This is a genomic window from Maribacter sp. HTCC2170 (assembly GCF_000153165.2).
Taxonomy (GTDB): domain Bacteria; phylum Bacteroidota; class Bacteroidia; order Flavobacteriales; family Flavobacteriaceae; genus Maribacter_A.
The window spans coordinates 1,859,186-1,873,085 of record NC_014472.1; the positions used below are offsets into that span (position 1 = coordinate 1,859,186).

10 protein-coding genes are annotated in these 13,900 nt (G+C 34.2%); 2 read left to right on the forward strand and 8 right to left on the reverse strand.

Going from position 1 to position 13,900, the window contains the following annotated elements; genetic code table 11:
- Positions 1-8: 8 nt before the first annotated feature.
- The 5 genes from FB2170_RS17550 to FB2170_RS08225 form a co-directional block, all read right to left on the reverse strand.
- A complete protein-coding gene (locus FB2170_RS17550; RefSeq protein ID WP_013306071.1) occupies positions 9-3,701 on the reverse strand; it encodes a BspA family leucine-rich repeat surface protein in 3,693 nt (1,230 codons plus the stop codon).
- Positions 3,702-4,224: 523 nt separating this feature from the next.
- Entirely contained in the window at positions 4,225-5,172 is a 948-nt protein-coding gene (locus FB2170_RS17645) for a TIGR00730 family Rossman fold protein (protein WP_083802956.1), read from the reverse strand.
- Positions 5,173-5,267: 95 nt separating this feature from the next.
- The gene (locus FB2170_RS08215) at positions 5,268-5,738 is read right to left on the reverse strand and encodes a hypothetical protein (protein ID WP_013306073.1); all 471 of its coding nucleotides are present in this window, start codon (positions 5,736-5,738) and stop codon (positions 5,268-5,270) included.
- Positions 5,739-5,742: 4 nt separating this feature from the next.
- The gene (locus FB2170_RS08220; protein WP_013306074.1) at positions 5,743-6,207 is read right to left on the reverse strand and encodes a DinB family protein; all 465 of its coding nucleotides are present in this window, start codon (positions 6,205-6,207) and stop codon (positions 5,743-5,745) included.
- Positions 6,208-6,260: 53 nt separating this feature from the next.
- On the reverse strand, positions 6,261-8,597 hold the full coding sequence (locus FB2170_RS08225) for a carbohydrate binding family 9 domain-containing protein (protein WP_013306075.1): 2,337 nt from the start codon (positions 8,595-8,597) through the stop codon (positions 6,261-6,263).
- Positions 8,598-8,838: 241 nt separating this feature from the next.
- Here FB2170_RS08225 and FB2170_RS08230 point away from each other — a divergent pair, with 241 nt between their 5' ends.
- A complete protein-coding gene (locus FB2170_RS08230) occupies positions 8,839-9,294 on the forward strand; it encodes an Lrp/AsnC family transcriptional regulator (protein ID WP_013306076.1) in 456 nt (151 codons plus the stop codon).
- A 156-nt stretch (positions 9,295-9,450) separates the two neighbouring features.
- Here the strand turns inward: FB2170_RS08230 and FB2170_RS08235 are convergent, their stop codons facing one another.
- Positions 9,451-10,932 carry a DNA cytosine methyltransferase gene (locus tag FB2170_RS08235; RefSeq protein WP_013306077.1) on the reverse strand — a complete coding sequence of 494 codons (1,482 nt, stop codon included), beginning with the start codon at positions 10,930-10,932 and terminating at the stop codon, positions 9,451-9,453.
- Positions 10,933-11,019: 87 nt separating this feature from the next.
- On the opposite strand from FB2170_RS08235, the gene FB2170_RS08240 reads away from it, so the two are divergent.
- Positions 11,020-11,745 (forward strand): PmeII family type II restriction endonuclease, encoded by a 726-nt coding sequence (locus FB2170_RS08240; protein WP_013306078.1) that lies wholly within the window; start codon positions 11,020-11,022, stop codon positions 11,743-11,745.
- A 2-nt stretch (positions 11,746-11,747) separates the two neighbouring features.
- Here the strand turns inward: FB2170_RS08240 and FB2170_RS08245 are convergent, their stop codons facing one another.
- Together FB2170_RS08245 and FB2170_RS17020 are read right to left on the reverse strand one after the other, a co-directional pair.
- Positions 11,748-12,608 carry a DUF4062 domain-containing protein gene (locus tag FB2170_RS08245; protein ID WP_148232082.1) on the reverse strand — a complete coding sequence of 287 codons (861 nt, stop codon included), beginning with the start codon at positions 12,606-12,608 and terminating at the stop codon, positions 11,748-11,750.
- A 2-nt stretch (positions 12,609-12,610) separates the two neighbouring features.
- Positions 12,611-13,606 carry a ParB/RepB/Spo0J family partition protein gene (locus FB2170_RS17020; protein WP_013306080.1) on the reverse strand — a complete coding sequence of 332 codons (996 nt, stop codon included), beginning with the start codon at positions 13,604-13,606 and terminating at the stop codon, positions 12,611-12,613.
- Positions 13,607-13,900 lie beyond the last annotated feature (294 nt).

The window sequence follows — 13,900 nt, forward strand, 5'->3', positions numbered from 1 at the left end:
TTTTTATATTAATAATTGATGAACAACCATCCCCGTATCGGTTCATTGCCATTACCCGGATCTATGATATAGAGGTATGAGCCAGCTGGCAACTTTTTTGAATTTGAACCATGATTTCCATTCCAATCATTTCTGTAATTAATTGCGGCAAAAACCTCATGCCCCCAACGATTGTATACAGTAACCTTAGCATTTGAATAACTATCTATACCAGGTATTACCCATGTGTCGTTGATTCCATCTCCGTTGGGTGTAAAGGCCTCTGCTGGTTTTAGCAAAGGTTCATTATCGGTAGGTTTTTCTTCCAAACTACTCTTATTGGCATCCAGAGGAAAGGCATCGTCTGCATCCAGAGTTCCATCATCATCGTCATCGGTATCGGCATTGTTGCCTGTACCATCCCCATCGGTATCAGTATCTTCGTTGACATCCAGAGGAAAGGCATCGTCAACATCAGAGGTTCCATCATCATCATCATCGGTATCAGCATTATTACCTGTACCATCATCATCGGTATCAGTATCTTCAGTAGTATCTAATGGGAAGTCATCTTCGGTATCCAAAGTACCATCTCCATCATCATCGTTATCAGCATTATTACCTGTACCGTCACCGTCTGTGTCTGTATCTTCAGTAGCATCTAACGGGAAAGCATCTTCGGTATCTAAAGTACCATCGTTGTCATCATCGGTATCAGCATTATTACCTGTACCGTCACCGTCTGTATCAGTATCCTCGGTAGCATCTAATGGGAAGGCATCTTCAGTATCTAAAGTACCATCGTTGTCATCATCGGTATCACAAACATCCCCTTCACCATCGGTATCATTATCCGCTTGATCAGCATTTGCTATTAATAGGCAATTATCTACCTCATCTAAAATACCATCGTTGTCTGTGTCGCAATACTGTCCGGCATCGGTAATAATAAAGCCATATGTATCAATAAGAAATTGCCGTTCTGCAGCAGCAGTACAATATTGTGCATTACTAGCTCCTAAACGTGCTCCACTATTTGGGTATAATGGGGTTACTTTAGACAAGGCTACTATGAAGGCATCATAATTTGCAACTGACAAATTAGCGCCATCAAATATTTCAACAAAATGTTGGGACATAAGTGGTTCCCAATCACCTAAATTTTGATTAAAAGAACTGGCCCCTTTGAACATGTATGAAACACCAAGTGCTTGCGAAACATCCCAAGACCCTATATCTTGATTAAAACTAGTTGCATCTTGGAACACACCGACCATATCGGTAACCGAAGAAACATCCCAAGAACCAATGTCTTGATTAAAAGAAGTTGCCTCTTCAAACATCTGATGCATATCGGTCACACTTGAAACATCCCAAGAACCAATGTCTTGATCAAAGGCATTACAATTTCTAAACATATAATACATGCCAGTAACCAAAGAAACATCCCAAGCACTTAGATCTTGATTAAAAACAGCATTATGGCCAAACATATAGCCCATGTCGGTAACTGATGAAACATCCCATGAGCCAATATTTTGATTAAAAGAACAATCCCTAAACATACTGTTCATATTGGTTACTGCTGAAACATCCCAGGATCCAATGTCTTGATTAAAGGAAGTTGCTCCAAAGAACATACCATTCATCGTGGTTACTGCCGAAACATCCCAAGAATTAATAATTTGGTTTAAAGAGGAGCAAGAATTAAACATAGAGTTCATATTGGTTACCAAGGAGAGATCAGGGTTATCGCTAGCATTGATTACCATATTTTCGCAACCAGAAAAAGCTTTCTCCATTGAGGCCCATGATATGGTGCCCCACTGCTCAACGCTAAGTAGTTTTAAGCGATCACCAGCGGCATTGAAATACATTCTAGGAAAATCTCCTTTAATTTGAACGGTATAGGTACCTGCCACCCCATAATCATGAGTTGCATTACCTGTAAGACCAAATTCATCAAAAATGCCATCACCTTCCCAATCTACGTCATAATTGTAACTACCAAAAAAGGTTTGAATTGTAATAGAGGTACTATTGGAAATACCTGCATTATCTGTTTTCCAGGTGGTAACAAAGGCTTCGTCTAGTAAACCATCATTGTCTGCATCTTCATCACATACATCACCGATACCATCCAAATCTCCATCTGCTTGATCCGGATTCATAGTAAAAGGACAATTATCAATAGTATCTAGAACATTGTCACCATCGGTATCTTCATTATCTGTGTTTATAATATTTATTTGAAATGATTTTTCGAAAAATGCTCCAAAGCGGTCTGTGGCTCTCACTCTAATTGAATAGGAATCTTTGGTTTCATAATCGTACACTGCACCGGCTTGTAATTCTGTATCGACTATGGTAAAACTTCCATTGTCTTCGTCCGCGACACCTGAAACCAAACTATATGTATGTGTATCCCCACCATCTGAATCGGTGGCAGAAAAAATACCGAGGGCATCGGCAATCTCATTATTTTCGGTAATTTCTATTGAAGTAAGACCAATATCAGTAGGTGCTACATTATCAGCAATCAAAATCTCTATGACATCGGCCGAGGTTTGGCATGTTCCATTAGAGATTTCCCATTTATATTCATAAGTACCTGCAATTAGATTTGAGAGATCCAATATATTATCGGTTACTGAAACATTTGGTGTATTTGGCCCACTTTCGAGAGACCAGGCTCCTATGCCCACACTGGGTACATTGCCCGTTAATTGGGCCGTTGTGGTGCCAGAAACCAAAAAGAGATCATCCCCTGCGACTGCTGTCGTCGGGTTATCGTATATGGTTACCTTATCGGTATAAACACTTGAAGATGCATCCTGGTGCACAACGTTCAGCGTTATATCAAATTCTCCCGAAGTTGTATACGTTTTGTTGGGTGTAGCTAGGGTCGATGAGGTCGTATCCCCGAAATCCCAAGCATAACTCACCACGGGTGACCCGCCATCATCTAAAAATGAGAAAGAAACGTCATTAGTAGCTAAACAAGTATCTCCCGAAGTTTGAATAGACCCTGTCAACCACATCATGATATTTGCAAAAAGTTGGTAGCCGGGAACGGTATTGCTCCCGCTGGCGGCTGCCGGAAAAACAGCAAAGTCTATTACCCTTCCCGTACCATTGACCCCAACATTTTCTCTGGCCTGTAGGCCAGGTCTTCCATCGGAAAATTTGGCAATGGAATAGGCTTCCGCAGCTAGGGTAGTGGAAGTAGAAGACCACAAGCTACCTACATTCCAAGTAGCCGTGTTGATTGCAAAGGGATAATTAAGGGCCGGATGTGTAGGAACATCGATTGTGCCAAAGTTCGTTGGCCCCATCGATTGTCCTGCGGGTATCAATGCATTATAATTCCATGAACCACCTATTTGTATAGAACCGTTTGCAAATAGGAAAACACCAACACCACCACCATTATCAACATAAGTTGTTAAAAGGTCGCCCATACCATAAGAGGAATTATAACCACCGTTTGTTACGACCATGACCGCATCATAAGTGTTGAGGTAGTCTAGGTCATATTTGTTTAGTGCATCCCATATTACAGCATCTACGCTGTCAAATGCTCCCGTTGCACTAAGGTTAGCAGCGTAGCTTTGTGCATCTGATAACTGCGAGGTCTGACCCCCATATAAGATTAAAATATCTTGTGCCCGTATCTGATATATACTGAATAAGAAAATAAAATAAATAAGAACTTTTTTCATGGCTGAAACTGGTAGATTTAGTTTTGATTATTGAAAAAGTGAAGTTTTCAATAAGGTCTTAACTGGTTACTAGAATACAAACATGAAAAATAATGTAGTCTTTTTCCTATTTATGTTGTCAACCAATTTATTTTTGTGTGTGAGAACGATTAAAAGCGAAGTATGTTCTTTGTTACAATGATTAAAAGTATAGGTTTCTTTATACTGCCCGATAGTGGGTTTTAGTTGGTGGCGTTTTTTGTTGAGCGAGTAGGAGCGTTGGCCGTATAGATTACGAACCTTCTTAATTTTTCTTCTAAAACTCTCTCTGAAAAGGTAATGCGTCACAAATAAATTGATGGACGATAGGAGCGTAGTGGCAATGTGTGTGCAATGGGAATTTATTATAAATTTTTAATCAATAGTGTTGCGTTGATAATTCGTGGTGGCTCTCTCACTATTTTTTCTTACAAAATTCCAAATTACCATTAATTAGAATCTCTTCTCTGAACTATAGCTCATATACATTGTTAATGGGCGTTTTCTAATTTAATTCACCTTTCCTTTTTAAATAATTGAAGATTATTTTATCGACATCAGCGACTAATTCTATATCACTATAATTCAACCACCTTATTTCCTCTATTTCATTCGAAGCTTTTAGCACTTCATTAAACGAACCACTATAACATGTCATTCTCACATCAACACCTTTTTCTTTTCCGTCAGCTTGTGCTATAAATGTTCCAACATAGTCTATTGACTTTTTTAGAATGTTTACGCTTAATTCTTCTGATATTTCTCTTATTAAAGTTTCTTCATCAGATTCACCTTTTTCTCGTTTTCCTCCGGGAATGTAATACTTGTCCTTACCAAATGATTTTGCACTTAATATTCTACCTTCTTTTATTTCTATTAAAGCTACTTTATCAATTTCCTTTATGTTGCTTTTAATTATATTTAATTTACATAACAATTTTTCGGGTGTTGCCTCCATGACAAATTTAGACCTTGCATCGCTTGTTAAAAATCCTTTCTCAACCATTTTATTCATCAAAGTTTCCAAACTTTCGTAATAGCCAAATGAATTTAAAACTGCGGATTGTTTTTTTATATATCCTATTTTGTGCAAAGTATAAGTTTCTATAATCTCGTCCAAAGTTCCAATTCCTCCCGGTAAGGCTATAAAAACATCACTTAATTCAACCATCTTTGATTTCCTTTCTTGCATAGAATTCACTACAATCAATTCTGTTATGCCATCATGTGCATTCTCTTCCTTAATTAGCATTTTTGGTCGAACTCCTATAACCTGCATTCCATTATTAAGAAATCTATTCGCTATAATTCTCATCAGACCACTATTCCCACCACCATAAACTAAATCATAGTCGGCATAAATTAGTAAGTCACACAAAAGTTTAGCGTGGTTTAGAATTTCTATTGCATTACCATCATTTGCTCCACAAAAAATACAGACTTTCTTTTTCATATTTTCTTTTTCAGTGCCCACTAACGGTTAGCATATATTGCGTTGTTGGTTTTTGCCAGTAATGAAAATACAGGCATTCTAGGTGGCAGTATTTTTTAAGCAGCATAGTCTAACACATAGTAATGATTCAAATATGAATTCCAATCGGGGTTGTCTGATTTCTTTAAGACATGTTTCACCCATAAATTTCTCTCATGCCACAATATGTTCATTTCCCAAACGCAAAACCGCAATCCCTTACTTGAAATATCTACAAACTTATAAGGATGCTTATATTCAGAACAATAAACATGATTTTGAATAACGTTTTCGTACACCCACCAATTTACGACAACTAAAATACTGTCCTTTGCTTCATGAATAATCACAGTTCCGATTTTATAATTGGGAAAATCATTTCTCTGGGAATTTTTCTTTATCCAATCAGGCAAAATCGTTTTTATTGTTTTTTCTATTTCTGGAGTAACTCTTAGTTCATTATATTTCATACTATACAATTTGAATTTCCAGTCACCAAATTCGATTATATCTAAGTATTTAACTGCTCTTTTTTTGAATTTTTCCATAGTATTACTTTTTTATTTTTGATGGCTTTATGATTTGATTTACATGTTGCTCAAAATGTACCACATAATCTTCCATCAAATACCTCAAATCAGATATGTTTCCTTGAGTATATAATTCAATGGGTTTGGTTAGTGTTAGAGCGTTTTGTAGCAACATGAGATTTTTTACTCGCATATTGATAGACATCAAAAAAGCCAAAAGTTCTTCAATTTCAGCATTCTGATAATCATTTACTTGCACTAATTCAACCTGCTTCATTGGCATTATTCTATAGGGCTCTTTTTCAATTTGAATTGCTGTAAAACGTTGTATATTATTAATGCCAGAGTCAATTAAATGTCCCATAATTTCCTTCTTTGACCATTTTTCGGGACTGGTTTTTAGATTTAATTCTGCGTCGGAAGATTTAGAAATGTACTCCTTTGTTAATATCAAAAGTGCGTCTAATTTGTTTATTGTTTCTGTCATAATATTTTCTTTGTTTTCTTTTTAAATTGGTTATAACGTGCCATAACAGTCCTTTATAATTGAAAGGTATGCGTGTACTTCAACTGGACACTCTGATAGTTACTTGTTGGTAGATAGGGTTGCACCCTGCCTATATTTTGGTTAAAATCACCATTGTAAACCAGATAGAAATCATTACCCTCTTTAGGATTATATCTTAACCTGAAATTGCCTGCGTAAGTTTTGCTTACGTTGTTGTATTGAACTTGAGAACTCAATGTTAGTTTTGTGCTGAAAGTGTGTAAGAGTTTGAGGCTTGCAAGAGTGATGTCTTTATTTATATTTGAACTTTCAAATGTTAATTTGTTATAAGACAGACTCCCCTGCAAGATAAAATCAGGAGTAATATTCATAAATGGTGATGCACTTATCGTAACTTTTTTACCATCATAAAAGTTTCCTATGTCAAGTGTTGTAGCATAGGAAATGCGTTGTGTGACAGGGCTTATCATAGTTGCGCTTACCGAGTTAAAATTATATGCACCAGCATCTAGAGTAATACCTCCAACCAATGACAACTCCGAAAGTAGTAACTCCTTGTTATTGTTTAGGAAAATGGTATAGTTCCACCCGAGTTTGGTCAATAATTGAAAACCTAATTCATTGTTTCTTGTTTCCAATTCTTTTGAAGTGTTCCCCCAAATAAAAACACTGTTTACATAGGGTCCGTATTGAACAATTTTTGATTTGGCACTTGGGAATATATTATAGGAAAGTTTGGTTCCTAATTGGTTATAATCCAACCTTCTTTCGAAACCCATCTTGGGAAGATAGTTTTTACCGGTTCTACCATAATTAAAGGTATAAACAACTCCTTTTTGAGACCTTTTGTTCAATTGAACAAAATATTTTGAATTGTCGGTATCCTCTGGTTCCAAATTGGTATCAAAACTTTGTGCCCATCTCGCAGATAGAAAATTTTGGCCAAATAGTTTGATAGTGGTGTCGATACCATAAACTGTATTATTAGTACCTCTTAAATCGGTGCGGTTCGTGACAATCAATCCTAAGTTAGAATTCTCATTAAGAATTCTTCTACGTACTCGAAATACCCCAAAATTTTCCGAGGCCACATCATCTTGAGATGCGGTCTGCATGTTTAAGAATCCAGCTTCCCACCTTCCAAATTTAGCTACCGTACGCAATCCTCCATAAATTCTTGTCTGCCTTCCATTTACAATACCTATTTGTCTACTGTAAAATACTTTATCAAACGCCCCAAAATTAAAATCAAACAAGCTTGCTCTTTCTTGAAAAAACAGTCTTTTCTCAGGAAAAAATAGATTAAAACGACTCAAGTTCACTTGTTGGTCATCTACCTCTACTTGGGCAAAATCGGTATTCAATGAGATATCGGCTATTGCATTACTACCAAAAGCAATTTTAGCGTCCAAACCAAGTTCGCGTTTAAATGCATCATCAAATTCATATTCTTGCCCATCTTCAGAAAGGTTACTATTGCTTTCACCGCCTGTCAAAATATAAGGGGCAATTCGAAATGGCTTTTTTTCTTCAATATTTTCAAAAACAAATCGTTGCGTTAAGGAAGGTCTAAAAGAACTACCTGTACTAAGATCTCGTGGAGGAAAAATATCAGTTTCATCGTTTCTCGCTAAATATCGCCAAGTGGTTATACCCATTATCGTTTTGCCATCGACCGACTCAAATGGCAAGCTTGAAAAAGGAATTCTGATTTCGGCGAACCAACCCTCTTCTGTTATTTTAGATGCTCCATCCCAAAAGGTGTTCCAGCTCAAATTAAATGCGTTTGGGCCAACAATGTCATTCGATAAAGCCATATCTAGTCTTGCGCCAGTAGGGGTAACGAAAAAGGCTAACGCATTCTCTCGATCATCATAGGTATCTATAAGCAGGCCACACCATTCTGTATTTTCGGTAAAATCATCGCGCCTTTTAGTATTTGTGTTTATCTTATTGGGTTCGTTATCAAATAATCTTCCTGATAAATAGAGGTACTTCTCATCGTAGGCAATTCTTATCTCAGTTTTTTGAGTAGGTTGGTCTCCGGCGTTGGGCACCTTTTGGGTACTATTTAAAGGTTCTATTGCTTCCCAAAAAAGTTCGTTTACTTCTCCATCAATTACAACCTTATCCGTAATTTTTACAACACTTCTTATTGAATTAAAATCATGCTCTTTTTTAATCCCTTTCATAGCACTTAACCCTTCCTCTGATTGCGCTTGATCCTGGCCATGTGAAATTGACGTTCCAATAAAAAACAAGCCCACCAATAAAATAAGACAAGACTCAAATTTTGAGTCCTTATTTTTTAATACGAACATACTTCTTTTACTAAAATCTCTTTTAATATTGAATATATGTACAATCATAATATGAAGTTTTAAGTATATATACTTCAAAATTAAACTGTATTTTATATATTAATATTAATAAAGACAGGTAATATGCATTTTATAATTAATTATTTAATGTTAAATATATTTTATTAATTATATTAGTAATAATTACTTATTATATAAAGTTAATTAGTATTAATACTACTAAATAATAGGCAAAAAACGACTAATACAAAACATATATATTATATTTGTATATCAAATATTAGGTATCATGCAAATAGATAAATTGAACTGGGCAATTCTTGCGGAATTGCAAAAAGATGCTAGAATGGCCGTTAAGGATATTGCTAAAACTGTCGGCTTGTCGTCGCCCGCAGTTTCAGAACGTATTCAAAAACTCGAGGATCTCGGTATTATAAAAGGGTATACTGCTAAAATTGATATAGAAGCATTAGGTTATCCTTTGGGTGTGTACATTTCAATTAAGATAAGGTATGGGCAGACGCAAAATTTCATGGATTTTGTCAAAACTGTTCCTGAAATATTTGAGTGCCATCAACTAACGGGGCGCGACTGTATGCAGATGAAAGGCCATGTAAAGAACCCTACCCATCTTCAAAACCTCAATAGTAGGTTGGGAGCTTTTGGAGAACTAACTACATCACTTATTTTATCGTCCGTGATATCGGGTAAAGTATTGGAAGGGGAAATGCCTCTTCAGGTATAATTCACAATTTTCTTTAATTTTTTTCTTCTAAAAAACTTCTTCTCAAAAGGTAATGAAACCGAAAAGCATTTTTTCTTTGAGGTTCATGAATACCTTTAAAAAACAATTGACAAGCAATGAATAAATGTGTGTGGAATGGTATGGATTCTAATGAGGTTAATCTTCAAAAACACCAGTTTCAACAATAGACTTTGCTAGATAGTCAATTACAGGAACTGAAACACTATTACCTATTAATTTCATCCACCTTGACCTTTCATTTGGAAGATTAAATTCGTCATCAAATCCTTGAATTACCAAAGCCTCCGTTTTCTTTATTTTTCGAAACTTTTTTTGCTTAACAATCTTGTTTAAGAAAAGACTTTTAAACTCTTCAGGGTCTGATGCAAAAATATTCTCAGTTGCAATAAAATCGTTAGTATCACTAGCAACTAAGGTCGAAAATACCTCAGAATTTGGTAAATAAATTCTATTTATCCCATCTATTCCTGAACTTATTTTCGAGTTCTTAAAGTCGTATCTTATTTCTATAGGGGACAAACATTTTTTTTGGATTAATTTTTTCAAAACCCTGGAGAATTTTATTTTATTTTTCTTTAGTTCTGGACTATTCTTAAGGTCTTTGATATGCAAACGATTCCCGATACTATGTTCAAGAATTAGAAACTCTTCTCCTGTAAAAACATTTGTTTCGATGTTATTAATTTCATAAACATAATCTACTTCTTTAAATATTGTTTTTGTACATAGTTCATCAATTTCTAATTTTGAAATTGACGAGTCTATTTCTTTAAAGTGTTCCAAAGACAGAGGATTACCGTCAAATGGTCCATATTTCTTTTTCCTGCGGTTGGTAAGCAATAGGTAACAAATTTCTTTTTCCCTCTCTGTGGTTTCTTTTAAATCCCAAGAATGTATAGTTGAGTGTCCATTTCTAATATCATTAAATAAAAAGAAATCATTTAACTCATCTTTTTTTTGAAATTTAGTCCGTGAAAACGGTACATTTTTACCAAATAAAATTGTTGGATTTATTTTCTTTTTTTTGAATTGGGGCTTAGGTAAATCTTCTAAATGCTGAAATAATTTATGCCCATTTAATGGTTTATCAGGGAGCTTAAAGCTATCCAAATATCTTTTATCCTTAAATCCTATTATATATACACGAATCCTATTTTGAGGCAGACCATAATCATGAGAATTTATCAAAAACCATTTTGCAAAATACCCAGCCTCTTTTATTCTATTTAAAATGTATTTAAAAGCATCTCTATTTCTAGGGTCTTGAATTCCCTTGACATTTTCAAAGATAAAAGCTTTTGGTCTCGATTTGTTTAGCAGGTAAATTGTATCGTTCCATAGTTGACCTCTATCGTCTTCAAAACCTAAGTTTTTACCAGCTATTGACCAACTTTGACATGGCACACCTGCCGTTAGTAAATCATGTTGTGGTAAATTTTCTATTTTAGTTATGTTACCTAAATTTTCACTCCTGTCATCTCCAAAATTTTCGCAATAAAAGTCAATAGCATCCTTATTGATTTCACTAAAACCAATACATTCTCCGCCATTTCTTTGAAGTCCTAACCGAAAACCCCCGATACCAGAGAACAAATCAATAAAAGAAAATTTAGCCATTTGTAAATTAGAAATTTAAGTAAAGATATAAGTTATCAAATTAAATGGATTGAGTAAATTTGAAAACATGCTTAATTTATAACTTTAATGATAAATATTGGCGAAGTAAAAGAATATGTAGAAAAGAATATTGGTTCCTTTCATCAAAAGAGAATTGAAAGCTTGAACAAGCTTGAACTAAAAAAAGTTCTCAAAAGGAAAAATCCTTATCTTTTTAAAGCCAAAAACGTATTAACGTCAGGTGAAATCGTTTCAGCAATAGTCGATGCTCATATTTCTTCAAATGAGGAGACAATATTTGGGGACTGGTTGGAAGGTCTGGCAATATTCATAAATACGAAAGTTTATGGCGGTTGGAAATCAGGAATTGAAGGAATTGATTTAGAATTTGATATTGATGATAAAAGATATATCGTAGCAATTAAATCTGGTCCAAAATGGTCTAATAGTACATCTCTTAAAAAACTCAAAGATTATTATAAGCAAGCCTCTAGAACATTAAGAACAAGTAATAGTGGTATTACTGTAGTTTCCATAAATGGTTGCTGCTATGGCCGAGACAATAAACCAGATAAAGGGGAATATTTTAAATTTTGCGGACAAAGATTTTGGGAGTTTATTTCTGGGGATGAAAATTTATATAAAGAGATTATTGAACCCTTGGGCTATAAAGCGAAAGAACGCAATGATGATTTTATGAAATCATATAGTATGATGATAAACAAATTCACAAGGGAATTTAGTATTGAGTTTTGTGACGAGAATGGAATAATAAATTGGGAGAAAATACTTGAGTTAAATTCGAAGAAATAATTTCATAAGAATAATGAATTATTATCTCTGTGCTTTTTGCTTATTATTTCCATTACATCCTTTCTTATTTCATCTTCTAAATCTAATTTATCTAGAAAAGGATAGTACCAAATAGTTTCACCTTTAGTTTTATATCTCATATGAATCTCGAATAATAAATCCTTCCAAGTCTCTTTAGTTTCTTCGTCATCCTTAACATATAATCTTATGTTTGCTGATTTTTTCATTTTTAATGCCACTTGAATTTCTAATTCAGTTGCGCTACTAAAATCTTCGGTAAGAATCCCAAAAAAATAGTCGCACTCATCCATACCGTTCATTATTTCCAACTTTAGCTCTTTGGGCGTTAAAACTTTACCTTTTTTATTTAATTCTACAGCAAATGGATAAATTGGTTTATGATATTTTAAATTTATCCTTTCGATTATTTTAATTGCCTGTTTACGTTCATTTATGATTTGTTTTGAGGAAATAAATATGCTCATTTTTGGCATTTCATAATCTGGTTGTACTTCATTCTCAATAACAAGCTCTTCAGTTCCTATAAACTTCAACTTACTATTTTCAAAATAGCAAACCTGAATATTGTTTTTACCGCAATCTACCAGAGCATCACTATTTGGTGTTTTAGTAAAAAAAATAATATGATTACTCGGAATGCCATTTATAGTATAGGTTTGGGCTATCCTTTCTAAAATTGAAGAATTTATACTATCAGAATTACGCGTATATACGCCTAAATAATGGTCATCTTTTTTATAAACAAAATCTGGGCGAAATTTAAAAAGGCCCTCTAAATTTTTAGTTTCGTCAAAACCATTTTTCAAATAATAATCTGAGAGTTTTTCAATTGAGTTTTCCATACTCATATATCAAATCGAGACTTTATTAAAACTTGCAATTTGTCTAATCGATTTGTGATTTTTGTTCTTTCTAGGCTTGAAATATTAGCTAAGTTCAGATTATTAATTTCTTCAGTTAAGGTTTCTGTCATCTTTGCTAAAGACTGGACTTGAAAGTAGGTTTCTGCGGTTTTAAGATATATCGATTCTGGTGTGGTATTTACATTCTTAATAAACTTAATGATTTCTTCCTTTAGCCTCTCTTTATTAACCATTCCTTTGTCAGCCGCAGTTAAACTCTTGTTCAAAAATCTAAATTCTTTATTATTTATTATAACATCATTCGCTTTCTTTTTGATACAAGAATCAATAATTTTTTCAACGGGGTACTTTTTTAGAAGTTCCGGCATGAGTTTAGTAATCTGCCGGATAGGGCGGTACATCTCTAATAGAATATCAGGGTCTGCTCCTGGTTCCTGTTCTTCTTCAATCTCTGATCTTAAAAATCGGTCTATTACTTCTTGTGGGTAATCTTGAAAGATTAGATATCGATTAATTTTATAATTTGAAAGTGAAGTTTTCTTGATTAATTGTGCTCTATCATTCTTACTTAACCTTTTAGGGTTCATACCCATTTCTTTAATTATATCAATTAACGTAATTGATATAGAAAATTGAGTCCAATCCTTTTGAACATGATGTATATGAAACATGAGTGATAAACTTTCCAGTTTATCAGGCTCATCTAAAAGTATTCTGGCAGGTAGCTCTTTTAAATTTAACTTATTACTGGCTCTAAACCTTCTTTCTCCATCAAGAATTACATATTCGTCAGAACCACTCTTTTTAAAAACAATTAGTGGATTAAGGATACCTTTTTCAAGTATTGAGGCTATAAGTTCATCCTCTTCTTCTTCAGAAAATCTTTGTCTCGGATTATGTTTATTGGCTTCTATTTTGGAAATAGGTAAATATTGAATTTCATCTTGATAGTTGAGCTTGGTTTCGTCCTCGGTCATGATTAACAATGTTTTCTAAGATGTTAAAGTTAGATATTTAAGTTAATCTAAACTACTTGAAATTGAGAAGGTTGTCATATTTGTTAAGAAAATTCCTTAGTTTTTTGTATGTTCAGAGGTCTAAGAGAATTTTAGTTCATTGCTGATTGTTTTAGTACATAAGAATTCATGAATCTTAAATGAGTTTGCCTACCAGCTAATCTCATTTTTCGATTTGGCAAAACAATAGGCGATGGCATTTTTTTGTTCCATGCCGAATCGTCTCGCCTAAGGATACTTGCATCACTAGGAAAA